Origin of the sequence: Mesorhizobium sp. M0715, assembly GCF_040320355.1 — a bacterium.
Lineage (GTDB): Bacteria > Pseudomonadota > Alphaproteobacteria > Rhizobiales > Rhizobiaceae > Mesorhizobium.
In genome coordinates, this window is sequence record NZ_JAMYPL010000003.1 from 252,184 (window position 1) to 276,984 (window position 24,801).

Genomic DNA, 24,801 nt, shown 5'->3' on the forward strand with positions numbered 1-24,801 from the left:
GGCAAAGCGGCGTAACATTCGATTTCCTGCCACACAATGGGTCGAAAAGTCATCATACAACAATCGGATTTTTGTATGTTGACATTATTTCTTGCCGCCCCTACCGATAGTGGCCTTGGGAGGATGACCGTGACACTGACCCATGCGGATCTGCTGTTTCCCGCCGAGGCGCATTCGCGCGCGATTGCCCGTGATCTCTATGCCGGGATCAAGGACCTGCCCCTTGTCAGCCCGCATGGCCACACCGATCCGCGCTGGTATGCGCTGAACGAGCCATTCCCGGATCCGGCGCAACTGCTCATCGTCCCGGATCACTACATCTTCCGCATGCTGTTCAGCCAGGGCGTCCGCCTCGAGGATCTCGGCGTCGCGACGCTGGACGGCGCGCCTGTCGAAACCGACGGCCGGACGATCTGGCGTCGTTTTGCCGAGCATTATTATCTGTTTCGCGGCACGCCGACCCGGCTGTGGTTCGACCACGTGCTCGCCGATCTGTTCGGCATCGACGAACCGCTGACCGCCGCGACCGCCGACCGCCACTACGACACCATCGCGACGCTGCTGCAGTGGGAGAATTTTCGCCCGCGCGCGCTGTTCGAGCGTTTCAACATCGAGGTCATCGCGACCACGGAAGGCGCGCTCGACGATCTCAAATGGCACCAGATGATCCGCGACAGCGACTGGCAGGGCCGTGTGGTCACCGCTTATCGGCCGGATGCTGTCGTCGATCCCGATTTCGAAGGGTTTTCAACCAATCTCGATCGGCTCGGCGAGATCACCGGCTGCGACACCGGCAATTGGGCCGGCTATCTCGATGCGCATCGCCAGCGGCGCGCCTTCTTCAAAAGCTTCGGCGCGACTTCGTCGGATCATGGCCATCCGACGGCCGAGACCGCCAATCTTTCGGATGCGGCGGCGCAAGAGCTGTTCAATCGGGTTCGCCGTGGTTCCGACGATGAGCGCGAGCGAAAACTGTTCCGCGCCCAGATGCTCACCGAGATGGCCAAGATGAGCCTCGACGATGGGCTGGTCCTGCAGATCCATCCCGGCTCCTGGCGCAACCATTCGCCCGCAATCTTCCAAAAATTCGGCCGCGACAAGGGCTTCGATATCCCGACCCGGACCGACTATGTGACGGCGCTGAAGCCGCTGCTCGACTGCGTCGGGCTGGAGCGCGACCTCACCGTCATCCTCTTCACGCTCGACGAGACCAGCTATGCGCGCGAGCTGGCGCCGCTGGCCGGTGTCTACCCGGCGCTGAAGCTCGGGCCGGCCTGGTGGTTCCACGACAGCCCGGAAGGCATGCGGCGCTTCCGCGAGATGACCACCGAGACGGCCGGCTTCTACAACACCGTCGGTTTCAACGACGACACCCGTGCCTTTCCCTCGATCCCGGCGCGTCACGATGTGGCGCGGCGAGTCGACTGCGCGTTCCTGGCGCGTCTCGTCGCCGAGCACAGGCTGCGCGAGGACGAGGCGCATGAGCTGGCGCGGGAACTGACCTATACGCTGGCGAAAAAGGCGTATCGGCTCTGAAGGGGCAACTCGCCCGCAATGCAAAGGGAGGAAACCATGTTGCATTTTTCAAGACTGACGGGAGCTGCGCTGCTCGCCGCCGCACTGATGGCCGGAACGGCAAGTGCCCAGACGGTTCTGCGCTCGTCCGACACCCACCCGGACGGCTATCCGACGGTCGAGGCAGTCAAATATTTCGGCGAGCTTGTAAAGGAGCGTACGGCCGGCCGCTATGCGGTCGAGCTCTATCATTCCGCGCAGCTAGGCGAAGAAAAGGACACGATCGAGCAGGTTCGCACCGGCGTGATCGACCTCAACCGCATCTCGATGGCGCCGTTCAACGGGCTCATTCCCGAAACCACTGTGCCCTCGCTGCCCTACATCTTCCGCTCGGAAGACCATATGCACAAGGTCATGGACGGGGCGGTCGGCGACCAGATCGCGGCGGCGTTCGAACAGGTCGGGCTGGTGCTGCTCGCCTTTTATGACAGTGGCGCGCGCTCCTTCTACAATTCGAAGAAACCGATCAACTCATTAGCCGATCTGGCCGGCATGAAGTTCCGCGTCATCCAGTCCGACATCTTCGTCGACATGGTGGCGGCACTCGGCGCCAACGCGACGCCGATGCCGTATGGCGAGGTGTATTCGGCGATCGAGACCGGGGTCATTGACGGCGCGGAAAACAATTTTCCGAGCTACGACACCGCCAAGCATGCGGAAGTCGCCAAGTTCTATTCGCTCGACGAGCACACTATGGTGCCGGAAGCCTTCGTCATGGCGAAGTCGAGCTGGGACAAGCTGACGCCAGAGGATCAGGCGATCTTCAAGGCGGCCGCCAAGGAGAGCGTCGCCAGGCAGCGCGAGCTGTGGACCGCCAAGGTCAAGGAATCGCGCGCCAAAGTCGAAGCGGCCGGTTCGCAGATCACGACGCCGGACAAGCAGCCCTTCATCGACGCCATGGGTCCGGTCTACGAGAAGCACGTCAAGGACGACAAGCTGAAGGCCATGGTCGAAGCCATTAAGGCCGTGCAGTGATCAAGCGGCGGCGCGGGCATTCCGCGCCGCCATCCCCCTTGCGGAGAGAACCGGTGACCTCCAGCCCAGAACATAGACTGCCCCTGTCCGGCGTCGCGCGCATGATGTCGCGCGTCAGCACAGCGGCGCTATGGGTCGCAGGCATCGGGCTGGTGCTGATGACCGCCTTCGTCGCCTGGCAGGTGTTCGGTCGTTATGTCCTGAACCGCTCGCCAAGCTGGACCGAGCAGGGCTCGGTGATGCTGATGAGCTGGTTCATTTTCCTCGGCGCTGCCGTCGGGGTGCGCGAGAACTATCACCTCGGCTTCGACGTCCTGCTCTACGTGCTGCCCAAAGGCGGCAAGCGTTGGCTGCGGATGATCTCGGACCTCGTCGCGCTCGCCTTCGGCATCGGTATGATCTGGTATGGCAGCCAACTGGTCGCATTGACCTGGGGCGCTACCTTGCCGTCGCTCGGCATATCGGGGGGCTGGGACTACGTCCCGCTGGTCGCGGGAGGCGTGCTCGTCGCGCTCTTCACGCTGGAGCGCATCGTGCTTCGTCTCTCCGGTGCGCCGATCGACGATGTGCTCGATGAACTGCCGCCGGCGGAAGTCGCAACCGAACTCGACACGGCGAACGTGAAGGTCTGACGCCATGGAACTCTGGATCCTCTTCGGCGTCTTCACCCTTCTGATGCTTATAGGCACGCCGATCGCTTTCTGCCTCGGCGTCGCAAGCTTTGCCACCGTCCTCTACATGGGCCTGCCGCCGCTCATCGTGTTCCAGCGCCTGAATTCCGGCATGAGCGTCTTTTCGCTGCTGGCCATTCCCTTCTTCATCTATGCCGGCGACTTGATGGTGCGCGGCGGCATCGCCAGCAAGATCGTTGCCTTCGCCGGCTCGCTCGTTGGCCATTTGCGCGGCGGCCTCGGGCAGGTCAACATTGCGACCGCTACACTGTTCGGCGGCATTTCGGGCTCCGCGGTGGCCGAGGCAGCGGCGGTCGGCGGCTTGATGATCCCGCAGATGAAGGCGCGTGGATATGGAGCGGATTACGCAGTCAACGTCACGTCGATGGCGGCGCTGATCGCGCTGCTCCTGCCGCCGTCGCACAACATGATCATCTACTCGATCTCGGCAGGTGGAAAGATCTCCATCGCCGACCTGTTCACGGCCGGCATCATTCCGGGCCTGCTGTTGGCCCTGTCGCTGATGATCACCGCCTATTTCGTGGCGCGCTCCCGCGGCTATCCGACCGAGCCGTTTCCGGGCTTCACCGCCGTCGCGCATCTCTTCGCTGTCGCGGTGCCCGGCCTGCTGCTGATCGCGATCATCTTCGGTGGCGTACGATCGGGCGTTTTCACGGCGACCGAGAGTTCCTGCGTCGCGGTCATCTATGCGTTGCTCGTTACTGTCTTCGTTTACCGGCAGATGACTTGGGAAGGTTTCGTTCATGCTACCCATGGTGCCGTGCGCACCACGGCCATGGTGCTGCTCATCATCGGCATGGCGGCGGCGTTCTCGTGGTTGATGGCCTTCCTGAAAGTGCCGGCAGCGCTCATAGCCTCCATGAACGCGATCTCGGAGGATCCGCTGGTCGTGCTTCTCCTGCTCAACGTCTTGATGCTGTTCCTCGGCACCTTCATGGATATGGGGCCGACGATTATCATCTGCACGCCGATCTTCCTGCCCGTGGCGCAAGCCTACGGCGTCGACCCGGTGCATTTTGGCGTCATCATGATCCTCAACTTCGGCATCGGGCTGAATACGCCGCCGGTGGGCGCTGTGCAGTTCGTGGCGTGCGCAGTGGGCAAGATATCCGTCTGGGAAGCGATGCGCTCGATCTGGCCGTTCTATGGGGCCGGGCTCGTGGTACTGGGGCTCGTCACTTACATTCCGGCCATTTCGCTCTGGTTGCCGAGCGTGTTCAAATAGGGGGCGACATGGCATCGGACACCGCAACCGACCTCAGGGTCGAGAGAAAACCCAAGCTGTCGGAGACCGTCGTCGCGGCGATCCGCAAGCAGCTGCAGGCGGGCGAGATCCTGCCCGGCCATAAATTGCCGACCGAAGGCCAACTGACCGAAACCTTCGGCGTCAGCCGCACCGTCATCCGCGAGGCGCTGGCCAAGCTTGCCGCCGACGGGCTGGTCGAACCGCGCCAGGGCGCCGGCGTCTTCGTCACAGAGCACATCTCGACAATGTTCGGCGCGCTGGCCGCCGACATGGGCAGCAAGGATTCGATCGCACTCAACGTGCTCGAAGTGCGGCTGGCGATCGAGATCGAATCGGCCGGGCTCGCCGCCACCCGTCGCAACGCCGCGCAGGAGGCGGCGATCCAGGAAGCCTTCTTCGAATTCGAGCGGCTGCTGCTTGCCAGCGAGCCGACCGGTCCGGCCGACCTCGCCTTCCATCGCGCCATCGCCAGCGCAACCAGCAACCCCTTCTATGTCGAGATGCTCGACGTGCTCGGCCGGCGCGCCATCCCGTGCGACGTGACTTCGCCCTGGTCGACCGAACTGGCGCAATCCGACAGCTATCAGCGCGGGCTCCAGCGCGAGCATCTGGTGATCCTCAACGCCATTACCTCTGGCGATGCCGAGGCCGCGCGCGAGGCGATGCGCGCGCACCTCACCGCCAGCCAGCAGCGTTACCGCGAGCGGCTGCATGCACGTCAGGCTTTTTATTCCAGTTCGGTCAAGGCCGCCGCCGGCAAATGACCCGTTTCAAGTCAGGACCGACAATGAACCAGAGCCATACCGACTACACCTCGCGATTTGCCATTGACCCGGCTGCCGCCGCGGCAATGGGCACCGATGAGCTGCGTCACAACTTCCACATTGACGGCCTGTTCCAGCCTGGCCGCATCAGCCTGACCTACACTCATTACGACCGCATGATCGTCGGCGGCGCCGTGCCGACTGGCGCACCGCTGCCGCTGGAAGCGATCAAGCCGACCGGCACCAAGAACTTTCTCGACCGTCGCGAGCTGATCGCCGTCAACATCGGCGGCGCGGGCGTCATCACGGCCGGCGGCCAGTCCTTCGAATTGCAGGCGCGCGACATGCTCTATCTCGGCATGGGCACCACCGACGTGTCCTTCGCCTCGGTGGACAAGACCGCGCCGGCTAAATTCTATCTGCTCAGCGCGCCTGCGCATCAGGCCTGGCCCAGCCGGCTGATCCGCATCGGCGACGCCAAGCGCCTCGATCTCGGCAGCAAGGACACCTGCAACGAGCGTTCGATCTTCCAGTTCATCCATGCCGAGGGCGTGAAGACCTGCCAGCTGGTGGTCGGCATGACTCAGTTGGCTCCAGGATCGGTGTGGAACACCATGCCATGCCATGTGCATGACCGGCGCATGGAGGCCTATCTCTATTTCGACCTGGCCGAGACGGCGCGCGTCTTCCATTTCATGGGCGAGCCTGACGAGACGCGCCATATCGTCATGGGCAATGAGGAGGCGGTGCTGTCGCCGGGATGGTCGATCCACTCCGGTGCCGGCACTTCCAATTATGCTTTCATCTGGGCGATGGCCGGCGACAATGTCGACTATACCGATGTCGACCCGGTGGCGTTGGGGGATCTGCGGTGAGCGACCCCTTCAGCCTTACCGGAAAACGTATCCTGGTCACCGGCGCCAACACTGGCATCGGCCAAGGCATCGCCGTGTGCGTCGCACGCGCCGGGGGCGCGGTGGTCGGCGTCGGCCGCTCGTCGATGGACGATACGGCAGACAAGATTGCGGCGGTGGGCGGGCAATTCGAAGCGGTGAGCGCCGACCTTGCCGACACTTCGGCCGCCGGCCTGTTGCTCGACCGGATCTGGGACGAAAGCGGTCCGCTCGACGGGCTGGTCAACAATGCCGGCATCATCCGCCGCGCCGATGCCGTCGATCTCAGAGAGGCCGATTGGGACGACGTCATGGACGTCAACCTGAAGACGGTTTTCTTGCTCTGCCAAAGCTTTGCAAGGCGTGCCTTGGCCGCTGAGCGGAAAGGCAAGATCGTCAACATCGCCTCGGTGCTGGGCTTTCAGGGCGGCATCCGTGTCGCGTCTTACACGGCCTCGAAGCATGGCGTGCTCGGCATCACCCGGCTGCTCGCCTGCGAATGGGCGCAAAAAGGCATCAACGTCAACGCCATCGCGCCGGGCTATATCGAGACCAACAACACGCAGGCGCTGCGCGCCGATCCCGACCGCAGCGCCGCCATCCTGGCGCGGATCCCGGCCGGTCGCTGGGGGGAAGCGGGCGACATTGGCGATGCCGCCGTGTTCCTGCTGGCGCCGGCGTCGAACTACATGCATGGAGCGGTGGTGCCTGTGGATGGCGGCTGGCTTGCGCGATGAGGAGACGACGATGACCACAAAGATTTTCGCGCATGCCGGCGAGGGCGCCTGGACGCCGACCCCGGACGGCAACAGGCGACGCGTTCTCCTGCATACCGACGAGTTGATGCTGGTCGAATTCGGCTTCGACAAGGGTGGCGTCGGCGCCCTGCATTCGCACCCACACGTCCAGGCTAGCTATGTCGCCGAGGGCCGCTTCGAGGTGACCATCGACGGTAGGACCGAAACCATCGAGACCGGCGGCAGCTTCATTGTGCCGTCCGGTCTGGTGCACGGCGTCAAGGCGCTGGAAGCAGGGCGGCTGGTCGACAGCTTCACGCCGCACCGGGCCGATTTCCTCGGCTAGCCAGGGAAGACCCGCACCTCAAAAGAGGCGCGGGTTGTTGCCTGGGCGCTTGTGGCGCCGCGGTACTCAAGACATGACCGCAGGATGCGAACCTGCCGCATGATGGTGAACATAGGCTTAACGCGCCGGGTGTTCGTGATGGCGGTGACTGCGTCGGTCAGGTGATATGCCGGAGCAGGCTGAAGAGCCGCTCGAACGTCTTGCCGTAGGGCGGGCGCAACAAGGCTCCCGCGCTCAGCCGGGACTGCAGGAAAACCGGCTTCTCCTTGCTGAAGGTGCGAAAGCCCCATTCGCCGTGATAGGCGCCCACGCCGCTGGCGCCGACGCCGCCGAAAGGCTGGTTCTCCTGCACCAGATGCAGCATGCAGTCGTTGATGGTGACGCCGCCGGCGACGGTCTCATGCAGGATGCGTTGACGGTTGCCGCTGTCGCGCCCGAACCAGTAGAGCGCCAGCGGCCGGTCCGCCCCGTTCACATGGGCTATCGCCTCGTCGATCCCGGCATATTCGACGATGGGCAGTACCGGCCCAAAAATCTCCTCGCGCATCAGCCGCAGGTTTGCGCCGGCGTTGCGGACCAGGGTCGGCGGCAATTTCCGGCTGGTACCGCCAAGCTCCTCACTGGCCGGGTTGATTTCGGTGACATCGGCGCCGGCGTCACGCGCTTCAGTGATCATGTCGCGCAGGCGCTGGTGGTGCCGATCGCTGATGATGGCGGTATAATCGGGGTTGTCGCGCAGGGTCGGGTAGAGCTTCGCGATCGCCGTTGCGAGCTTCGCGGCGACCGCGTCTGCTCGCCCCTTCGGGACCAGAAGATAATCCGGCGCGATGCAGGTCTGCCCGGCATTCAACAGCTTGCCATAGGCAATGCTGGATACCGCCGCGTCGAGATCGCATGACGGATCGAAGATTGCCGGCGACTTGCCGCCGAGTTCGAGCGTGACCGGGGTCAGGTTGGCGGCCGCGGCGATCGCGACCTGGCGTCCGACCGCGGTCGAGCCGGTGAACAGCAAATGATCGAAAGGCATCGACACGAAGGCCTTTCCCATCTCCGCGTCGCCGCTGATGACGCTGAGCTCATCGGGTGCGAAATGCTCGGCAACGAGTTTGGCCAGCAGCGCTGAAAATGCCGGCGTCAATTCGGAAGGTTTTATAAGCACGCGATTGCCGGCCGCGAGTGCCGCCGTGACCGGCCCGACGGCGAGCTGGAAAGGATAATTCCAGGGCGACACGATGCCGACGACGCCGAGCGGCTGCGGGACGAGGCGATTTCGGCCGGGCAGGAACGGCATGGTGGTGACAACGCGGCGTTCGCGCCAGCCCCTGAGGTGCGACAGCGCGTGGCGGATACCGGCGCGCACGACGAACAGTTCCGCAAGACGCGTCTCATGCGCGGAACGGCCGCCAAAGTCGGTGTCGATGGCGGTGCAGATGTCGGCTTCATGCCGCTCGGTCAACGCCAACAGGCGTTTCAGGCGATCCTTGCGGATGCCAAAGTTGGGGAAAGGCTGCGCCTCGAAGGCAGCACGCTGCAACCGAAACCGCTCGCCGAGAGCATCCTGAATGGCCTGCAGCATCGCGCCCTCCCTGACTTGTCGGGCCGAGCTTACATCGTGGTGCGTGGCGGAATCCAGCGGGGGTGCAGGTCTCACAAGGGAAGGTGCTGCGGCGAGCCTTGGATCAATCGGTCAGCTTCCGCGTTCGCGCCGCAGGCTTTCCTTGGGCCGGCTTGTTCTGGTTGTGGTCCGGTGTCAGCTGCGCTAAGGCAAGGTGCCCATGCGGAGAGTCGTTTTGACCGGTTTCCACATCCTCTCCAATCCACGAAATTGCAGCCCGGTGTCTGCCTGATGCAGGCATCGGCGATGAGCATCTTGGCCGTGGCCCGCAGGCGGCGCGTTTCGTCCCGGGTGGCCCTGATGCAAGATCGGGTTGCCGCATTGCGCCAGCGGAATTGCGGATGAAGGGCGCGCGCAGGCTTGAGGCTGCGTTTGGAGCGGCCGCGCGAAGGGTTATGCGGGAGTTTCTGCGATTCGTGCCGCTGTCTCTGAAACAGCGCATGCAAAGACGCACATACGCACGCGCAACGCCCGCCAACAGAATTTTCATTTCGGGCTGCGCGCGCAGCGGAACGACGCTGACACAGCGGCTGATGAGGTGTTTCGGGGATATTTTCGTCCATCCGCCCGAAGCGCGATACACAATGCTGGACATGCTGGATCGGCCGGAATCGAACCTCGTCGTCAAGCGCGATGCGCGCGGTTTTGCGCATCTGGCGAAGCTACCTCCCTCCATCGGCTTGATCTATTGTGTGCGCCATCCATTCGACACGCTGACAAGTTCGCATCCGCAAACACGCCACGAGCGTCGGTTCCACGTCACGCCGCATCGCTGGCTGGCCGAATACGACGCGCTGACCCGGCTGAAGAAGGCACAACCGCACCGGCAGATACTCTTTGTCCGCTACGAAGACATGATCGGCGCGCCCGATGCGCAGCAGGACAGAATCGCGCAGTCGTTCGGACTGACACCGCGCATTCGTTTCAGCGAGGATCCGGACAATCCGATCCGGGTGGCTTCGTTGAGAAAATGGGAACGGAATGAAGAATTCAGGACCTATCTCGACGGTCTGCCCCCGGCATTTCTCGTCGGCGTCCGGCGTTTCTGCGCCGAGTTCGGCTATGACATGCCAATAAGCACGCCGACCGTGGACGCGCGGTGATGCAGGCACCGGCGGCCGTCGCGACAGAAGAGCGAGATCCCAAGCGGCGCGTGCTGAAAGACGTGTTCGGCTTCGATGATTTTCGCCCCGGCCAGGCCGATGTCATGGACGCGCTGCTGGCTGGGCGTCATGTGCTGGCCGTCATGCCGACAGGTGCGGGCAAATCGCTCTGCTACCAAGTGCCGGCACTGGTCCTGGGTGGGCTCACCATTGTCGTTTCGCCGCTGGTGGCGCTGATGCAGGATCAGGTCGCCGCCTTGCGGCTTGCCGGCGTGGCGGCCGACACGATCAATTCCTCGATCGACCGCGATGCCAATATCGCCGCATGGCGTCGCGTCGCCTCGGGCCAGACGCGCCTGCTCTATCTCGCGCCGGAGCGGCTGATGACCGAGCGCATGCTCGAGGCGCTGGCCAGGCTCGATATCAGCCTGATCGCCGTCGACGAGGCGCATTGCATCTCGCAATGGGGGCCGGCGTTCCGGCGCGAATACGAGGACCTGTCGCGTCTGCGCGGCATCTTTCCCAACGTGCCGATCATCGCGCTGACGGCAACGGCGGACGAAGGCACGCGCACCGACATCGAATCCCGGCTATTTGCCGAGCGCGTCGAGACCCTGGTGCTGGGCTTCGACCGGCCGAACATCAAGCTTGCCATCGAGGCCAAGCAGGACAGCAAGCGGCAATTGCTGCGCTTCGTCGCGCGCCATCCCGGCCGCAGCGGCATCGTCTACTGCCTGTCGCGCAAGAAGACGGAGGAGATGGCGGCCTTCCTCGAGAAGAACGGCGTGACCGCGCTCGCCTATCATGCCGGCATGAGCAAGGAGGCGCGAGACGCCAACCAGAACAGCTTCATGACCCTTTCAGGCGTCGTCATGGTGGCGACCATCGCTTTCGGCATGGGCATCGACAAGCCTGATGTCGCCTATGTCTTCCACACCGACATGCCGGGCAGCCTGGAGGCCTACTACCAGGAGATCGGCCGCGCCGGCCGCGATGGGCGGGACGCCGAGGCGCATATGCTGTTCGGCCTTGGCGATATCCGCATGCGCCGGATGTTCATCGACGACGAGGATGCGCCGCCCGAGCACAAGAGGCGCTCGCATGGCCGGCTCGACACGCTGATCGGCTATTGCGAGACGGCGCAGTGCCGCCGCCAGGTGCTGCTCGGCTATTTCGGCGAAGAAGCGCAGCCTTGCGGCAATTGCGACACCTGCCTCGACCAGGCGCCGCGCGCCGATGGCGGAGCGGAGGCGCGGATCATCCTGGCAGCCATCGCCCAGAGTGGCGAACGCTTCGGTGCCGGCCATGTCATCGACATTCTGCTCGGCCATGAAACCGAGAAGGTGCTGGCCAGGAACCACCAGAGGCTCGCCAGCTTCGGCAGCGGACTGGCGCATAAGAAGGATTTTTGGCTGTCGCTGATCCGGCAACTCGTCGCCGGCGGGTTCCTGATCCCGGATCCGGCCGGCCATGGCGGGCTCGCCATCGCCGAAAAGGGCCAGGCGCTTGGCCGTGGCGAGGTGCCGTTCCATTATCGTGTCGAGGTACGCAGCCGCGCCTTGCGCGGCAAGACGCGCTCCGGGCAGTATTTCGGGCAATCGGATGTGGACACCGGGCTGCTGGCCGCGCTGAAGACCTTGCGACTGCGGCTCGCCAAGGAGCGCCAGGTGCCGGCCTATGTGGTGTTTTCCGATCGCACCCTGATCGACATGGCAGAGCGCCGCCCAAACGACCTCGACGCCTTCGCTGAAGTGAATGGGGTTGGGGCGGCAAAGCTGAAGGAGTTCGGCCAGGTTTTTCTGAGTGCGATTGCCGAGCACCAATCCGATGGTTCGGCCTGAGGTCAGATCAGCGACTGGTCACGCGCCCTGAAGCATAGGGATCTTCGGAGAAGGCATCCGTTCCGAAACCTCCTGTTCCGTCGCCGCCCATTCCTCCACCGCCCATGCCCCCGCCGAGACCGATCAGTTCAATGTTCTCTGGCCGGCCAGTCGACAGATCAGGCCCAGACTGAGGCGTTCATCGACTTCATGGCTGAGCATCTGCAACCGCAATAGGTGCCGCTGTCCGCTTATCCCGCAGCGTCGACCCGCGGGGCGTCAGTCGCGCGATATGGACAGTCCCGTGAAAAGCGGAGCGTAGGCGGCGAGCCTGCGGGATACGAACTCCGTGAAGAGCCGCACGCGCTTCGTCTTGCGTGTCTCCCCCTGTGTGAGAAGCCAGAGCGTTCCGTACATGTGCAGGTCGGTGCCCGGCACCCTCACCAGCAGGGGGTCGGCATCTCCGACGAAGCACGGCAGTGTCGTGATCCCGAGACCTTGCCGTACGGCAACGATCTGCGCCTCGGCGTCCGTGGTCCTGAATGGAACCCCCGCGGTGCGAACCTCACCCGCGCCGGCCCACTCTGGAATTCCATGAACGCTTATGACGATCCACCGGATGGGATCAGGCGCGCCCGCACGCCACGCGGCCAGGCGATCGCGGGACATGTAGACGCCGCCGAACACCTCCGGTCCCTTCAGGCCGTGAAGATTGAGCGGCAGGGTTTTGCGGTCGTAGACGACGCGGATCGCGACGTCGGCCTCTCGGCTGGTCAGATTTGCCAGCTCGCCGGACGACAGGATTTCCATCTCGATGTCCGGGTGCAGACGCGCGAAATCGGCGAAGTCCGGCATGAGCAGGTGTGTCGCGAGGGGAGGTGCCAGCGTCACCCGCAGAAGCCCGCGCACACCCTGGTCGCGCCCGAAGACGCGCGTCTCCAGCTGGTGCGACGACGCTTCCATCTGGTTCGCGAGATCGAGGACCTCCTCGCCCGCAGCCGTCAGGCGGTAGCCCGAAGGCAGCTTTTCGAACATGTGCGCTCCGAGGCGTTCCTCGAGCTGGGCGACGCGTCGCAGCACGGTCGAGTGATTCACCCCGAGCTGCGCGCCGGCAGCCCGCACCGAGCCTCCGCGCGCGACGGCAAGAAAGTAGCGAATGTCATCCCAGTCGATCATGGTGCAATCCGGCACCGCGCGGTGCGCCTTCCAAAGCCCGTATCTAACGCATGCTACAGCAGTACGGGCGGGACATCATAGCTTATGTCGACAGGGGCGGCGCAATTCCGAATGGCGGACACGGATCGTCACGGCTGGCGTCAGTTCCTGAAAGCGGATCGATTTTGCACCACCGATGTGCGCGCTTCCGCACTCACGGCGTGACTCTGACGGCCCATCTAGAGGTTCTCGGGGCTTACCCGAACGACCAAAGACAGAGCCTGGAAGGATTGAGTTATGGGAAAACTAGACGGTAAGGTTGCGGTTATTACGGGTGGCGCCACCGGCATCGGCCGCGCCGCAGCGAAGCGCTTCATCGAGGAGGGCGCCTTCGTCTTCATCTTCGGCCGCCGGCAGGAAGCGCTAGATGCCGCCGTGGCCGACCTCGGGCCTAATGCCCGCGCGGTGAAAGGCTCGGTTTCCAACGAGGCCGACCTCGACCGGCTCTACGCAGCGGTGAAGGCCGAGCGCGGAACCCTCGACATCGTCTTCGCCAATGCCGGGGCGGGAGGCCTGCTTCCGCTCGGCGAGATCACCGCCGAGCACATTGACGAAACCTTCGACACCAATGTGAAGGGTACGATCTTCACGGTCCAGAAGGCGCTGCCGCTGATGGGCGAGGGCGGTTCGATCATCCTGACCGGATCGAGCGCCGGCACCACGGGCGCCCCCGCATTCAGCGTCTACAGCGCGAGCAAGGCGGCCGTGCGCAATCTTGCGCGGAGCTGGGCGGAGGACCTGAAGGGCACCGGCATCCGGGTAAACGTGCTGTCGCCCGGGCCGACAGCGACCGAACTCGCGAAGGCAGCGATAGGGGAGGAGGGCTTGAAGGCCTTTGCCTCGATGAACCCGCTCCAGCGCATGGCCGATCCGGCTGAGATTGGAGCGGCGGCTGCCTTTCTCGCGTCATCGGACAGCAGCTTCATGACCGCCAGTGAGGTAGCCGTCGACGGCGGCTTGGCGCAAATCTGACGCCCTGCGCCCGGCCGGTCACTCCATTCGATATTTTGAGCCCGCAGGGCGTGGTAAACTGAAGGAGAATATACATGAGCTATGCAATTATTGGCTTCGGCAAGATCGGCCACGCTCTTGCCAAGGCGTTTGCCCGCAACGGCATCGAAGTGTCCGTGGCAACCACGCGCGACCCGGAAAGCTTTGCAGCCGATGCGGCCGCGATCGGACCCACGATTATCCCGAAAACGCTGGCGGAAGCGATCAAGGCGGACATCGTCTTTCTGGCGGTTCGTTTCGAGTCGCACCCAGATGTTGCGAAGGCTCTGTCAAGCTGGGAAGGCAAGACGATCATCGACGCGACGAACGTGTTTCCAGTCCCTGAAGAGCTGGACGGTCTGCCGTCCTCCGCTTTCGTCGCAAAGGCGTTCACCGGCGCCAAGTTGGTCAAAGGCTTCAATCACCTGATCGCGGCGACTTTGGCTGCCGATCCGATCGTGGAGGGCGGGCACCGGGTCGTCTTCCTGTCGAGCGACGACGAGGACGCGATCGCTCCCGTGGCGGCCTTAGCCAAACAACTCGGGTTCGCACCGGTCAAGCTGGGGAAGCTCAACGAGGGTGGCGCACTGGTGCACGCACGCGGCCGCACTTGGGGCCAGCTGATCTTCCAGGACCTGTTCAAGAAGGAGCAGTAACGGATTTATCGTGCACCGACAGAGTGGCCGGTGTTCGACGCCGGCCACATCGTCAGCAACGAGCCGAGCCGCAAAGTGACATGCTTGAAAGCGGCTTACATTTGCCTGGGATCCTTCGGCCGACATGTGCCGGCCACCCATGAATCGTAATTGCAATAGCTGACGTCCCAGCCGGCATCGCGTCTTTTGGAAGTTACCCGGGCGGATGGGTCCGAAGCCACCCCAACTGCCATCCGAGCCTTTGCAATTTCCCATGACGCGATAATTGCAGTTGTTTACGACGAAGTTGCCGTCCATCGACACGCATGCCGATGCGACAGTGGAAAGACTGAAGAAGGCCGTGCCGACGACTGTGACGGCGAGAGAGGCTTTGCGCATAGTGGTCTCCTAACTGGCTGGGCGAACCAACCATTACGAGATCTTGGGCCGGCCACTTCCCCCATTTGGGCCAAACCGGCTGGCAAATTCACAGCGACATGGCTGCGCTTGCGGACAGAAAACCATGTGCGGAGAGCCGAATGGGCCTGCCCATCGCCGAAGCTTTACGCCTCCGCAAAGGCCAGAGTGTCCCGGCTAGGGCGGCTTTGTCCTGTTGGCTGCGCGATATGCGCGCGATATGCGGCAGGCGGCTAGCAGCCCAGGAGATGTCAGGTTCTTGGGCTAAATGGCGGAGAGGGAGGGATTCGAACCCCCGATGGGCTTGCACCCATGCCGCATTTCGAGTGCGGTGCATTCGACCACTCTGCCACCTCTCCGCGGTCATGGTCGGCCGTTGCCGGCGCGGCGCACTAGATAACGGCTGAACGGGCAGGTTACAAGGCCAATCCGTCAGTTATTTGGCTTGCTTGGCAAGCGGCGGATTCACGGCTGGTGGGGTACAGCGAGACCCGAGGCAGATTGCCGACCAGTCACCCATCCTCAGCCCAGGCGGGGCAACGCCGTGGGCATGTCGGCACAGCCGGTCCGTGCCCGCCAATGACAATCTCGGAAACGGCGCGGCTGGTTTGCCTTGACTCGCCCCCAACCTTCGGTTAGGGACAGCGCGCAATCGGCGTGGAGGGTTCTTCCGCGCCGCTTGTTTTTTGAACCCGCAGACTGACAAAAAGACGGCTGAACTGCCAGAGGCGGTTCATCAAGGCCGACCGAACAGCGAAAGGCAAAAAATGTTCGCAGTCATTAAAACGGGTGGCAAGCAGTATCGCGTTGCCGCCAACGATCTCCTGAAGATCGAAAAAGTTGAAGCCAATGTCGGCGATATGGTCGAAATCGGCCACGTTCTGGCGCATGGCGAAGGCGAGAATGTCACGTTTGGCGCGCCGTTCGTCGACGGCGCGGTGGTCACCGCCGAAGTCGTCGAACAGGGCAAGAACCGCACCGTCATCGCCTTCAAGAAGCGCCGCCGGCAGAATTCGCGCCGCAAGATCGGCCATCGCCAGCTTTTGACCACCGTGCGGATCTCCGAGATCCTGCTGGGTGGCGCCAAGCCGACCAAGACGGCAGCGGCCAAGGCGCCGAAGAAGGTGAAGGCCGAGGCCGCCACCGAGGTGCAGGCGGAAGCCGCGCCGAAGAAGGAGCCCAAGGCCAAGGCAGCCGAGACAAAGGCAGCCGAGACCGCCGCAGCGCCACTGTTCAAGGCACCGAAGGGTGAGCCGGACGATCTGACCGTGATCAAGGGCATCGGCCCGGTCGCAGCCAAGGATCTTAACGAGCAGGGCATCATCACCTTCGCCCAGCTTGCCAAGCTGACCGAGAAGGATGTCGCCAAGATCGACGAGCACATGCCCTTCAGCGCCGACCAGATCAAGGACTGGCGCGAGCAGGCCAAGGAATTGGCTGCGAAGTAATTTTCTGGCGATTGGGTCGCCGGATCGGACTTGAAACGGAACGCGAACGCGTTCATAAGGCCTTTTAGGCGCCTTGCGGCGCAACGGAGTTAGTTAGATGGCACACAAGAAAGCTGGCGGCTCGTCGCGCAACGGTCGCGACTCGCATTCCAAGCGTCTGGGCGTGAAGAAGTTCGGCGGCGAAGCCGTCATCCCGGGCAACATCATCATTCGTCAACGCGGCACCACGTGGCATCCCGGCGTCAATGTCGGCATGGGCACGGACCATACGCTTTTTGCGCTCGAGACCGGCGCCGTGACGTTCAACAAAAAAGCCAACGGCCGAACCTACGTATCGGTCAACCCGATTGCCAAAGCCGCGGAGTAGCCGGTTCCGCACTAGAACACCGGCGCCCATCTCGGGAACCGGTGTCTGGCAAAGCCAGGAAAAGGATCAGGGGAGATGGGTTTCCATCTCCCCTTTTTCTTGTGCCTGGAGGACTTTCAAATGGTTGCCGAAGCGGAAGACTCAGAAGACGGAAGTTACGCGATAGACTGCCCGGTGCTGGTCACCGAGCGGCTGGTGATGCGGGCGCCCCATGAAGGCGATGTCGCGCAACTGGTCGAACTTGCCGACAACCGTCATGTCGCCGAAATGCTGGCACGCATGCCGCACCCCTATGGCGAGGCCGAGGCGCGCTCCTTCCTCGCCATGACCAGGTCGCGCCGGGCCGGCATCGCCTATGCCCTGACGCTGGCCGGAACCGACACGTTCGTCGGCTGTGCCGGTCTCAACACCACCGAACGCGGGCTGGAACTCGGCTACTGGATCGGCGAGCCTTACTGGAAGAAGGGCTATGCGACGGAAGCAGCCCATGCGCTGGTCGATCTCGCCTTCCAGAGGACGTCGATCCAGGTGCTGCAGGCCTCGACGCGGGTCATCAATCCGGCCTCGCGCCGCGTCATCCACAAATGCGGGTTCCAATATGCCGGCCAGGGCATGCTGAATTCGATCGTCGCCGGCCAGGTTCCCGTCGAGCGCTACCGGCTCGATCGCAAGACCTGGACCAGCCTGCGGAACTGGGTACATTTTTGATGTGTGACGACGGTCAAGCCAATGGTCGACAGCAGCGATATTGAAACGGTCGCGATCGCGCCGATGACGCCCGGGGATATCGAAAGCTTTCATCGCGCGCTCGATGTCGTAGCGCGTGAGCGAAAGTACCTGTCCTTCCTAGAGGCGCCACCGCTGGATCAAGTCAGAAGTTTCGCAATGGACCGTATCGGGAGAGGCGATCCGGGGTTCGTGGCCGTTGTTCGTGGCGAGGTCGTCGGCTGGTGCGACATCTCACGTCACGATCGGCTCATCCATGCGCATCGCGGCTCCCTCGGAATGGGGATCATTCCTTCCTATCGGGGGCGTGGCCTCGGACTGCGGCTCATCAATGCGACCTTGGCACAGGCGCGCAAGACCGGCTTTATCCGCGTCGAGCTTTCCGTGCATTCCGACAATGCTCGCGCCATCTCTCTTTACGACAAGGTCGGGTTTGTCAGGGAGGGCGTGCAGCGCGACGCCGTCCATATCGACGGGGAATACCGCGATACGATCATGATGGCGATCGTCGAACGTGAAAACACTGCCGGATGAAAGGCCATCAGCCCAGTTCGACCCACACCGGCAGGTGGTCCGAACCGTCAGCTTTCCGGTCGACCCACAGGCGCTTCAGGGATTTGGCAAGCGAAGCGCTTGTGAAGATATAGTCGATGCGCTTGTGGCGGCTGGGGTCGGTGGGTTGTTTCGGGTCGACCCAGCTGATGAGATCGTCGCCGGTGGCGTTCAGGCGCAAGGCGGCATCGACGGCGAAGTCGGCGGTCAGCGGCATGCCGAATTCATGGTCCGGCCGGCCGGCGAGTTCGACATATTCGGGTGAACCGGCCAGCATGTTGAAATCGCCCATGCCGACAAAGGCTTCGGGATGCGGCAGTTCCGGCAGGCCGATCTCGGCGACGCCGGACAGCGCGCCGCCTTCGAGCGCGTAGTTCAGCATGCGTTGGCGCAAGAACTGGATCTGGCTGGCGCGTTCGACGGGGCTGCGGTGATCGAGATGGATGGAATAGAAGCGGATGAAACCAAGCGGCGTCTCGATCAGCGCTTCCAGCGCGCCACGCTGGAAGTTCATCATCTCGAAGCTGCGGCTGCGCGGCAAAAGCAGGTTGCGCGACAGATGAATAGGCGTTTTCGACAGCACCATGTTGCCGAGCTGGAAGGTTTTCGTGATGGCGCGGCCATTGTCGATGTGCGAACCGATATTGGCCTCGAAATTGCTGCCATAGACGGCGAAGTAGTCGGGCAGCGCCTCGCCGATCTCGGCGACCATGTCGCGGCCGCTATTCCTGGGATTGTTGCGGGTCACCTCCTGCAAAGCGATCACGTCGGCGCCGCGCACGGCATCAGCGATGCGCCCGACATCGTATTGCCCGTCGAGGCCGATGCCGTACTGGATGTTGTAAGTTACAAGCTTCATTCCGGCATCTCTCCGGCCGATCCCACGCGGCCATTGTCACAAAACGGCCTCGCCCTTCGCCGCGCCTTGGTTTAGAGCAAGGGCCAAGGTTTAGAGCAATGCCGCAAGGCCACTAGTAGAAACTGTACAATCCCATGAAATTTCTCGATCAAGCCAAGGTCTACATCCGCTCCGGTGACGGTGGCGCCGGTTCGGTGTCGTTCCGGCGCGAAAAGTTCATCGAGTTCGGCGGGCCGGATGGCGGTGATGGCGGTCGTGGCGGCGATGTCTGGCTGGAGGCGGTCAACGGGCTGAACACGCTGATCGATTACCGCTACCAGCAGCATTTCAAGGCCAAGACCGGCGTCCACGGCATGGGCCGCAACATGACCGGTGCCAAGGGCGCCGATGTCACGCTGAAGGTGCCGGCGGGAACGCAGGTGTTCGAAGAGGACAACGAGACGCTGATCTGCGATCTGACCGTGGTCGGCCAGCGCTTTCTGCTGGCCAAGGGCGGAAATGGCGGTTTCGGCAACCAACATTTCAAGACCTCGACCAACCAGGCGCCGCGCCGCGCCAATCCCGGCCTGCCGGGGCAGGAGCTCAACATCTGGCTGCGGCTGAAGCTGATCGCCGATGCCGGGCTGGTCGGGCTGCCCAATGCCGGCAAGTCGACATTCCTGGCGGCGGTCACCGCGGCCAAGCCGAAGATCGCCGACTATCCGTTCACGACGCTGCATCCCGGCCTCGGCGTCGCCCGGATCGACGCGCGCGAGTTCGTCATCGCCGACATTCCGGGTCTCATCGAAGGCGCGCATGAGGGCGTCGGCATTGGCGATCGCTTTCTTGGCCATGTCGAGCGCACGCGCGTGCTGCTGCATCTGGTTTCGGCGCAGGAGGAAAATCCGGGCAAAGCCTACAAGACCGTGCGCGCGGAACTTGAGGCCTATGGCAACGGCCTGACCGACAAGGTCGAGATCGTGGCACTTTCCCAGGTCGACACGCTCGACGCCGATGCGCGCAAGAAGAAAGTCGCCTCGCTGAAGCGCGCCGCCGGCCGAGCACCGATGCTGTTGTCGGCGGTCACCGGCGAAGGCGTCGAGGCGGTGCTGCGGGCGCTGATGTCGGTGGTGGGCGAGGCGCGTGCGCGGACGGCTACCCCGGTCGAGACGCGCTGGGACAAGTAGGCCATGCAGTCGCTGAAAAAATATCGGCGCATCACCGTCAAGATCGGCTCGGCGCTGCTCGTCGACCGAACGTCAGGCCTGAAGCGCGACTGGCTGGCCTCGCTTGCCGACGATATTGCGGTGCTTGCGCAGGGCGGCGCTGAAATCCTCGTCGTCTCCTCCGGCGCCATCGCGCTTGGCCGCACCATCCTTGGCCTCGGCAAGCGAGCCCTGAAACTGGAGGAGAGCCAGGCGGCGGCAGCCGTGGGACAGATCGCATTGGCCGGCGCCTGGTCGGACGCGCTCGGCAAGGGCAGCCTGAAATCGGGCCAGATCCTGCTGACGCTCGGCGACACCGAGGAGCGCCGCCGTTATCTCAATGCGCGGGCGACGATCTCGACACTCTTGAAGATGAAGGCAGTGCCGGTCATCAACGAGAACGACACGGTGGCGACTTCCGAAATCCGCTACGGCGACAATGACCGGCTGGCGGCTCGCGTCGCCACCATGATGGGCGCCGACCTCCTGGTGCTGCTCTCAGACATCGACGGGCTCTATACGGCGCCGCCGGCGCGTGACCCCCATGCCAAATTCATTCCGGTGGTCGACCGGATCACGCCCGATATCGAGGCGATGGCGGGTGCGGCCGCTTCCGAACTGTCGCGCGGCGGCATGCGCACGAAGCTCGATGCCGGCAAGATCGCCACCGCCGCCGGCACCGCGATGATCATCACGTCGGGCACGCGGCTGTCGCCGCTGATGGCGATCGAACGCGGCGAACGCGCCACCTTCTTCCGGCCGAGTTCCAATCCGGTCAAGGGTTACAAGACCTGGATCGCCGGCCAACTCGAACCGGCCGGCCGGCTGACAGTCGATGCCGGCGCCATCGGCGCGCTGCTGTCGGGCAAGTCGCTGCTGCCGGCGGGCGTCAAGCTGGTCAGCGGCAATTTCTCGCGCGGCGACACGGTGGCGATCCTGTCGCCCGAGGGCCGCGAGATCGCGCGCGGGCTGGTTGCCTACGATGCCGCCGATGCCGTAAGGATCGCTGGCCTGAAGACGGCCGAGATCGAAACCGTGCTCGGCTACGAGGCGCGTTCGGCGATGATCCACCGCGACGACCTTGTGGTGAGTCATTCTGGTGCCCAAGTAGGGGCTAGCGACCAAGTACTGGCCGGTGGCGCCATAAGCGGAGGATGAGCATGCTGAAGCAGCATGAAAAATCCGGAGAAGACACAGTGGCGCTGATGGCCGATATCGGCCGCCGCGCCCGCGCTGCCGCCCGACCGTTGGCCATTGCCACCACCGCCGCCAAGAATGCTGCACTTGCCGCCATGGCCGAGGCGATCGTCGCCAGGCAGCAAGACATTCTCGACGCCAACGCCATCGATGTCTCGAACGGCCAGGAATCCGGGCTTTCCGCCTCCTTCATGGACCGGCTGAAGCTCGATCCGGCGCGCATTCGCGCCATGGCCGACGGCATCAGGGAGATCGCCGAATTGCGCGACCCGGTTGGCGACGTGATCGCACAATGGGATCGGCCGAACGGTCTGCATATCGAGCGCGTGCGCACGCCGCTCGGCGTCGTCGGCGTCATCTATGAGAGCCGCCCGAACGTCACCGCCGATGCCGGCGCGCTGTGCCTCAAGGCCGGCAATCCGGTAATCCTGCGCGGCGGCTCGGATTCGCTCAATTCCTCGGCCGCCATCCACGCCTGCCTGGTCGAAGGGCTGAAGGAAGCCGGCCTGCCGGAGGACGCCATCCAACTGGTGCCGATCACCGACCGCGCCGCCGTCGGCGAGATGCTGAAAGGCTTGGGCGGTATGCTCGACGTCATCATTCCGCGCGGTGGCAAAAGCCTCGTCGGGCGGGTGCAGGCCGAGGCACGGGTGCCGGTCTTCGCGCATCTCGAAGGCATCTGCCATCTCTACATCGACCGTTCGGCCGAGCTCCAAATGGCGGTGCGGATCGCCGTCAACGCCAAGATGCGGCGCACCGGCGTCTGCGGTGCCGCAGAGACGCTGCTGGTCGACCGCGCGGTCGCCTCCACGCATCTGGTGCCGATCCTCAACGCACTGCGCGCGGCCGGCTGCGAGATCCATGCCGATGCCGAGGTGCTGAAAGTGTTTTTCGACGCCAGGCCGGCGACCGATGCCGACTGGGTGACTGAATATCTCGATGCCATCATCGCGGTGAAGCTGGTCGACGGTATCAAGGGTGCGATCGATCACATCGAGACGTTTTCCTCGCATCACACCGAGGCGATCGTCGCCGAGGATGCGCAAGCGGTCGAAAAATTCTTCAACGAGATCGATTCGGCGATCCTGCTGCACAACGCATCGACGCAGTTCGCCGACGGCGGCGAGTTCGGCATGGGCGCCGAGATCGGCATCGCCACCGGCAAGATGCATGCGCGCGGACCGGTGGGCGTCGAGCAACTGACGTCGTTCAAATACCGCGTGCGCGGGTCTGGACAGGTGAGGCCTTGACGTATTTCGCCCAAAGGGCCTGAAGCTTGCGCCCAGCCACCCCCCTCTGTCCTGCCGGACATCTCCCCCGCAAGGGGGGAGATTGGCTGGCATTTCGGGTTTCGCCGATCTCCAACGCGGCAAGATTTACGCCTTCGCCGAAACTGCTGATCTCCCCCCTTGCGGGGGAGATGGCCGGCAGGGCAGAGGGGGGTGCCTAGCGCGATGCTATCCCCTTCCCACCCCCCCGTTCCCTCCCATTATCTCAAAATGCCGCATGCCGAGAAAGGCCTCGCCGTCGGCCTGTTCGGCGGCTCGTTCAATCCGCCGCATGCCGGCCACGCGCTGGTCGCCGAGATTGCACTGCGGCGCCTGGCGCTCGACCAGCTGTGGTGGATGGTGACGCCGGGCAATCCGCTGAAGAACACCAGGGAGTTGGCGCCGCTGGGCGAGCGGCTGCAGCTGTCCGAGCAGATCGCCAAGAACCCGAAGATCAAGGTCACCGCCTTCGAGGCGGCGCATCACGTCCGCTACACCGCCGACACGCTGGCGCTGGTCAAGGCGCGCAATCCCGGTGTCGACTTCGTCTGGATCATGGGTGCGGATAGTTTGCGCGATTTTCACCGCTGGCAGCGCTGGCGCGAGATCGTCATGACCTTCCCGATCGCCGTCATCGACCGCCCTGGCGCGACGCTGTCGTTCCTGTCCTCGGTCGTCGCCAAGACCTTCGACTATGCCCGCATCGACGAGGGCGATGCGCCGCGGCTTGCCCGCATGAAGGCACCGGCCTGGACCTTCATCCACGGCCCGCGCTCGTCGCTGTCATCGAGCGCGATCCGCAAGCTGGCGAAGGGGTGAGCCCGACCGCCCGGCCATGTCGCTTTTATCGCTCCCTTTGCCCGTTTCATGGGCAATCCTGAGCAGGCATGTCGATTCCCAGGAAAACCCGCAGCGAAGCCGAGCAGGGCGCCGAGCCCACGCCGCTGATCGCGATTGCCAGCGTCATCGTGTCGATGGCACTGATTGCCGTCGGCAACGGGCTGATGTTTGCCTATATCCCGGTTCGGCTCGGCGCCGAGGGTTTCGATCCGACCTGGGCCGGGCTGATCATCACCGGACTTTCGGCCGGCGGGCTGGCGGGCTGCATCCTGACCGGACCGCTGGTGCGAAGGGTCGGCCATGCCCGTGCCTTCATGGTGTTGTCGGCGCTGATCGCGCTGGCCAACGCCGCGGTCGGCGCCGGGGTCCATCCGCTGCTGTGGATAGCCGCCCGCGCGCTCTACGGCTTTGCCATCTGCGGCCTGTTCATCGTCGCGCAGAGCTGGCTCAACGATGCCGTTGCCAACGCCATCCGCGGCCGGGTGATGGCTTTCTTCTACGTTGCCTATGTCGCCGGGCTCGGCGTCGGCTACGCGACGCTGGCGCTGGTCGATATCAGGACAGCGGATGCGCCGCTGATCGGCATCGTCTTCACCGCGCTATCGATCCTCCCTGTCGGGATGACCAAACTTGCCCAGCCGCCGGCACCGCAGGCGGCCTCGGTGGCGCTGCGCCGTGCCTGGCGGGTTTCACCGGTCGGCGTCGCCGGCATGCTTGCGGTCGGCGGCCTGTCGATGTCGATTGCGGGCTTCGCGCCGATCCACGCCACGGCCAAGGGCTACAGCCAGGCCGATGTGGCGCTGCTGCTTTCGGCGATGCCTCTCGGCACGCTGATCCTGCAGATCCCGCTTGGCTGGATTTCCGACCGAACCGACCGCCGCTATGTGCTGATCGCCGCATCCGCGCTCGCCATGGTTGCCGGCCTGTTTGCGCTCGGGTTCGATGGCGGCGCGTTGGCCGCGTTGGTTGTGATCTATATCGTGTGGGACGGCGCCTCGGAATCGATCTATTCGCTGGCCAGCGCACATGCCGCCGACCGCGCCGGCAAGGACGACATGGTGGCGCTGTCCAGTTCGCTTTTGTTTGCCTGGTCGCTGTCGGGTTTCGTCGTGCCCGGCATCGTGACGGCGCTTTCAGCCGTCTTCGGAACGCAGGCTTTCATCTATGTGGCTGTTCTCATCGCCGCAGCCTTCTGCCTGTTCGTGCTTTTGCGCGTGTTCACGACGCGTGCGGTCCCGGTCGGTGAAACCGGCAGCTTCGCACCGATGACGGCGCAGGCGCCGTTGCCGGTCGAACTTGCCTTCGCACCGGACGATGAGGGCCGGCACTGAGCCAAC

General features: G+C 63.8%; 24 protein-coding genes and 1 tRNA gene. 21 read left to right on the forward strand and 4 right to left on the reverse strand.

All coding sequences use genetic code 11. The features are described 5' to 3' along the window. Positions 1–123 precede the first annotated feature (123 nt). From uxaC to NKI21_RS05155, 8 genes are all read left to right on the forward strand, one after another. Positions 124–1,536 carry a glucuronate isomerase gene (uxaC, locus tag NKI21_RS05120; RefSeq protein ID WP_352441008.1) on the forward strand — a complete coding sequence of 471 codons (1,413 nt, stop codon included), beginning with the start codon at positions 124–126 and terminating at the stop codon, positions 1,534–1,536. Positions 1,537–1,572: 36 nt separating this feature from the next. Next, entirely contained in the window at positions 1,573–2,550 is a 978-nt protein-coding gene (locus NKI21_RS05125) for a TRAP transporter substrate-binding protein (protein WP_023811762.1), read from the forward strand. 101 nt (positions 2,551–2,651) lie between these two features. Continuing rightward, positions 2,652–3,182, forward strand: coding sequence for a TRAP transporter small permease (locus NKI21_RS05130; RefSeq protein WP_031213442.1), 531 nt, complete (start codon positions 2,652–2,654; stop codon positions 3,180–3,182). Positions 3,183–3,186: 4 nt separating this feature from the next. Then, positions 3,187–4,467: a TRAP transporter large permease gene (locus NKI21_RS05135; protein ID WP_023811764.1), complete on the forward strand. Its 1,281-nt coding sequence runs from the start codon at positions 3,187–3,189 to the stop codon at positions 4,465–4,467. Positions 4,468–4,475: 8 nt separating this feature from the next. After that, complete coding sequence (locus NKI21_RS05140) at positions 4,476–5,252, forward strand: FadR/GntR family transcriptional regulator (protein WP_352864785.1); 777 nt, start codon at positions 4,476–4,478, stop codon at positions 5,250–5,252. Positions 5,253–5,275: 23 nt separating this feature from the next. Beyond that, positions 5,276–6,127, forward strand: coding sequence for a 5-dehydro-4-deoxy-D-glucuronate isomerase (gene kduI / locus NKI21_RS05145; RefSeq protein WP_352864789.1), 852 nt, complete (start codon positions 5,276–5,278; stop codon positions 6,125–6,127). Next, entirely contained in the window at positions 6,124–6,882 is a 759-nt protein-coding gene (gene kduD / locus NKI21_RS05150; RefSeq protein ID WP_023811767.1) for a 2-dehydro-3-deoxy-D-gluconate 5-dehydrogenase KduD, read from the forward strand. The genes kduI and kduD overlap by 4 nt, the downstream gene beginning before the upstream one ends. Before the next feature lie 10 nt (positions 6,883–6,892). Then, on the forward strand, positions 6,893–7,228 hold the full coding sequence (locus NKI21_RS05155; protein ID WP_023811768.1) for a cupin domain-containing protein: 336 nt from the start codon (positions 6,893–6,895) through the stop codon (positions 7,226–7,228). Between the two features lie 157 nt (positions 7,229–7,385). Here the strand turns inward: NKI21_RS05155 and NKI21_RS05160 are convergent, their stop codons facing one another. Continuing rightward, positions 7,386–8,804, reverse strand: a complete 1,419-nt coding sequence (locus tag NKI21_RS05160; RefSeq protein WP_352864793.1) for a coniferyl aldehyde dehydrogenase — start codon at positions 8,802–8,804, stop codon at positions 7,386–7,388. Between the two features lie 380 nt (positions 8,805–9,184). On the opposite strand from NKI21_RS05160, the gene NKI21_RS05165 reads away from it, so the two are divergent. Both NKI21_RS05165 and recQ read left to right on the forward strand, forming a co-directional pair. Beyond that, positions 9,185–9,946, forward strand: a complete 762-nt coding sequence (locus NKI21_RS05165) for a sulfotransferase family protein (protein ID WP_128304054.1) — start codon at positions 9,185–9,187, stop codon at positions 9,944–9,946. Continuing rightward, positions 9,946–11,787, forward strand: a complete 1,842-nt coding sequence (gene recQ, locus NKI21_RS05170) for a DNA helicase RecQ (protein ID WP_352864795.1) — start codon at positions 9,946–9,948, stop codon at positions 11,785–11,787. The genes NKI21_RS05165 and recQ overlap by 1 nt, the downstream gene beginning before the upstream one ends. 258 nt (positions 11,788–12,045) lie before the next feature. Here the strand turns inward: recQ and NKI21_RS05175 are convergent, their stop codons facing one another. Beyond that, positions 12,046–12,942, reverse strand: a complete 897-nt coding sequence (locus NKI21_RS05175; protein ID WP_128304052.1) for a LysR family transcriptional regulator — start codon at positions 12,940–12,942, stop codon at positions 12,046–12,048. A 276-nt stretch (positions 12,943–13,218) separates the two neighbouring features. On the opposite strand from NKI21_RS05175, the gene NKI21_RS05180 reads away from it, so the two are divergent. Then, positions 13,219–13,953, forward strand: coding sequence for an SDR family NAD(P)-dependent oxidoreductase (locus tag NKI21_RS05180; RefSeq protein ID WP_128304051.1), 735 nt, complete (start codon positions 13,219–13,221; stop codon positions 13,951–13,953). A gap of 74 nt (positions 13,954–14,027) precedes the next feature. After that, positions 14,028–14,627, forward strand: a complete 600-nt coding sequence (locus NKI21_RS05185; protein WP_128304050.1) for an NADPH-dependent F420 reductase — start codon at positions 14,028–14,030, stop codon at positions 14,625–14,627. Between the two features lie 665 nt (positions 14,628–15,292). Here the strand turns inward: NKI21_RS05185 and NKI21_RS05190 are convergent. Next, positions 15,293–15,382 (reverse strand) — tRNA-Ser (locus NKI21_RS05190). Positions 15,383–15,790: 408 nt separating this feature from the next. On the opposite strand from NKI21_RS05190, the gene NKI21_RS05195 reads away from it, so the two are divergent. The 4 genes from NKI21_RS05195 (at position 15,791) to NKI21_RS05210 (ending at position 18,098) form a co-directional block, all read left to right on the forward strand. Next, the gene (locus NKI21_RS05195) at positions 15,791–16,471 is read left to right on the forward strand and encodes a 50S ribosomal protein L21 (RefSeq protein WP_352441000.1); all 681 of its coding nucleotides are present in this window, start codon (positions 15,791–15,793) and stop codon (positions 16,469–16,471) included. 97 nt (positions 16,472–16,568) lie between these two features. Continuing rightward, the gene (gene rpmA / locus NKI21_RS05200; RefSeq protein WP_013529063.1) at positions 16,569–16,838 is read left to right on the forward strand and encodes a 50S ribosomal protein L27; all 270 of its coding nucleotides are present in this window, start codon (positions 16,569–16,571) and stop codon (positions 16,836–16,838) included. A gap of 120 nt (positions 16,839–16,958) precedes the next feature. After that, complete coding sequence (locus NKI21_RS05205; RefSeq protein WP_023811776.1) at positions 16,959–17,546, forward strand: GNAT family N-acetyltransferase; 588 nt, start codon at positions 16,959–16,961, stop codon at positions 17,544–17,546. Between the two features lie 21 nt (positions 17,547–17,567). Next, positions 17,568–18,098: a GNAT family N-acetyltransferase gene (locus tag NKI21_RS05210; RefSeq protein ID WP_352750600.1), complete on the forward strand. Its 531-nt coding sequence runs from the start codon at positions 17,568–17,570 to the stop codon at positions 18,096–18,098. A gap of 7 nt (positions 18,099–18,105) precedes the next feature. Here NKI21_RS05210 and NKI21_RS05215 read toward each other — a convergent pair whose 3' ends face one another. Then, entirely contained in the window at positions 18,106–18,975 is an 870-nt protein-coding gene (locus NKI21_RS05215) for an endonuclease/exonuclease/phosphatase family protein (RefSeq protein WP_128304967.1), read from the reverse strand. A gap of 134 nt (positions 18,976–19,109) precedes the next feature. Between NKI21_RS05215 and obgE the strand changes: the two genes are divergently transcribed. The 5 genes from obgE to NKI21_RS05240 all read left to right on the forward strand — a co-directional run bounded on the left by obgE (position 19,110) and on the right by NKI21_RS05240 (position 24,795). Beyond that, a complete protein-coding gene (obgE, locus tag NKI21_RS05220) occupies positions 19,110–20,141 on the forward strand; it encodes a GTPase ObgE (protein WP_023811779.1) in 1,032 nt (343 codons plus the stop codon). Between the two features lie 3 nt (positions 20,142–20,144). After that, complete coding sequence (gene proB / locus NKI21_RS05225) at positions 20,145–21,317, forward strand: glutamate 5-kinase (protein ID WP_023811780.1); 1,173 nt, start codon at positions 20,145–20,147, stop codon at positions 21,315–21,317. A gap of 2 nt (positions 21,318–21,319) precedes the next feature. Beyond that, on the forward strand, positions 21,320–22,606 hold the full coding sequence (locus NKI21_RS05230; protein ID WP_352440998.1) for a glutamate-5-semialdehyde dehydrogenase: 1,287 nt from the start codon (positions 21,320–21,322) through the stop codon (positions 22,604–22,606). A gap of 204 nt (positions 22,607–22,810) precedes the next feature. After that, the gene (locus NKI21_RS05235; RefSeq protein ID WP_352440997.1) at positions 22,811–23,443 is read left to right on the forward strand and encodes a nicotinate-nucleotide adenylyltransferase; all 633 of its coding nucleotides are present in this window, start codon (positions 22,811–22,813) and stop codon (positions 23,441–23,443) included. A 68-nt stretch (positions 23,444–23,511) separates the two neighbouring features. Next, complete coding sequence (locus tag NKI21_RS05240; RefSeq protein WP_352440996.1) at positions 23,512–24,795, forward strand: MFS transporter; 1,284 nt, start codon at positions 23,512–23,514, stop codon at positions 24,793–24,795. The last annotated feature ends 6 nt before the right edge of the window (positions 24,796–24,801 follow it).

Excerpts from the sequence above, each read along its gene's own strand:
- uxaC (WP_352441008.1), top strand. The coding sequence starts at position 124 with ATGACCGTGACACTGACCCATGCGGATCTGCTGTTTCCCGCCGAGGCG.
- NKI21_RS05125 (WP_023811762.1), top strand. The coding sequence starts at position 1,573 with ATGTTGCATTTTTCAAGACTGACGGGAGCTGCGCTGCTCGCCGCCGCA.
- NKI21_RS05130 (WP_031213442.1), top strand. The coding sequence starts at position 2,652 with ATGATGTCGCGCGTCAGCACAGCGGCGCTATGGGTCGCAGGCATCGGG.
- NKI21_RS05135 (WP_023811764.1), top strand. The coding sequence starts at position 3,187 with ATGGAACTCTGGATCCTCTTCGGCGTCTTCACCCTTCTGATGCTTATA.
- NKI21_RS05140 (WP_352864785.1), top strand. The coding sequence starts at position 4,476 with ATGGCATCGGACACCGCAACCGACCTCAGGGTCGAGAGAAAACCCAAG.
- kduI (WP_352864789.1), top strand. The coding sequence starts at position 5,276 with ATGAACCAGAGCCATACCGACTACACCTCGCGATTTGCCATTGACCCG.
- NKI21_RS05155 (WP_023811768.1), top strand. The coding sequence starts at position 6,893 with ATGACCACAAAGATTTTCGCGCATGCCGGCGAGGGCGCCTGGACGCCG.
- NKI21_RS05160 (WP_352864793.1), bottom strand. The coding sequence starts at position 8,804 with ATGCTGCAGGCCATTCAGGATGCTCTCGGCGAGCGGTTTCGGTTGCAG.
- NKI21_RS05165 (WP_128304054.1), top strand. The coding sequence starts at position 9,185 with ATGAAGGGCGCGCGCAGGCTTGAGGCTGCGTTTGGAGCGGCCGCGCGA.
- recQ (WP_352864795.1), top strand. The coding sequence starts at position 9,946 with ATGCAGGCACCGGCGGCCGTCGCGACAGAAGAGCGAGATCCCAAGCGG.
- NKI21_RS05175 (WP_128304052.1), bottom strand. The coding sequence starts at position 12,942 with ATGATCGACTGGGATGACATTCGCTACTTTCTTGCCGTCGCGCGCGGA.
- NKI21_RS05180 (WP_128304051.1), top strand. The coding sequence starts at position 13,219 with ATGGGAAAACTAGACGGTAAGGTTGCGGTTATTACGGGTGGCGCCACC.
- NKI21_RS05185 (WP_128304050.1), top strand. The coding sequence starts at position 14,028 with ATGAGCTATGCAATTATTGGCTTCGGCAAGATCGGCCACGCTCTTGCC.
- NKI21_RS05195 (WP_352441000.1), top strand. The coding sequence starts at position 15,791 with ATGTTCGCAGTCATTAAAACGGGTGGCAAGCAGTATCGCGTTGCCGCC.
- rpmA (WP_013529063.1), top strand. The coding sequence starts at position 16,569 with ATGGCACACAAGAAAGCTGGCGGCTCGTCGCGCAACGGTCGCGACTCG.
- NKI21_RS05205 (WP_023811776.1), top strand. The coding sequence starts at position 16,959 with ATGGTTGCCGAAGCGGAAGACTCAGAAGACGGAAGTTACGCGATAGAC.
- NKI21_RS05210 (WP_352750600.1), top strand. The coding sequence starts at position 17,568 with ATGGTCGACAGCAGCGATATTGAAACGGTCGCGATCGCGCCGATGACG.
- NKI21_RS05215 (WP_128304967.1), bottom strand. The coding sequence starts at position 18,975 with ATGAAGCTTGTAACTTACAACATCCAGTACGGCATCGGCCTCGACGGG.
- obgE (WP_023811779.1), top strand. The coding sequence starts at position 19,110 with ATGAAATTTCTCGATCAAGCCAAGGTCTACATCCGCTCCGGTGACGGT.
- proB (WP_023811780.1), top strand. The coding sequence starts at position 20,145 with ATGCAGTCGCTGAAAAAATATCGGCGCATCACCGTCAAGATCGGCTCG.
- NKI21_RS05230 (WP_352440998.1), top strand. The coding sequence starts at position 21,320 with ATGCTGAAGCAGCATGAAAAATCCGGAGAAGACACAGTGGCGCTGATG.
- NKI21_RS05235 (WP_352440997.1), top strand. The coding sequence starts at position 22,811 with ATGCTATCCCCTTCCCACCCCCCCGTTCCCTCCCATTATCTCAAAATG.
- NKI21_RS05240 (WP_352440996.1), top strand. The coding sequence starts at position 23,512 with ATGTCGATTCCCAGGAAAACCCGCAGCGAAGCCGAGCAGGGCGCCGAG.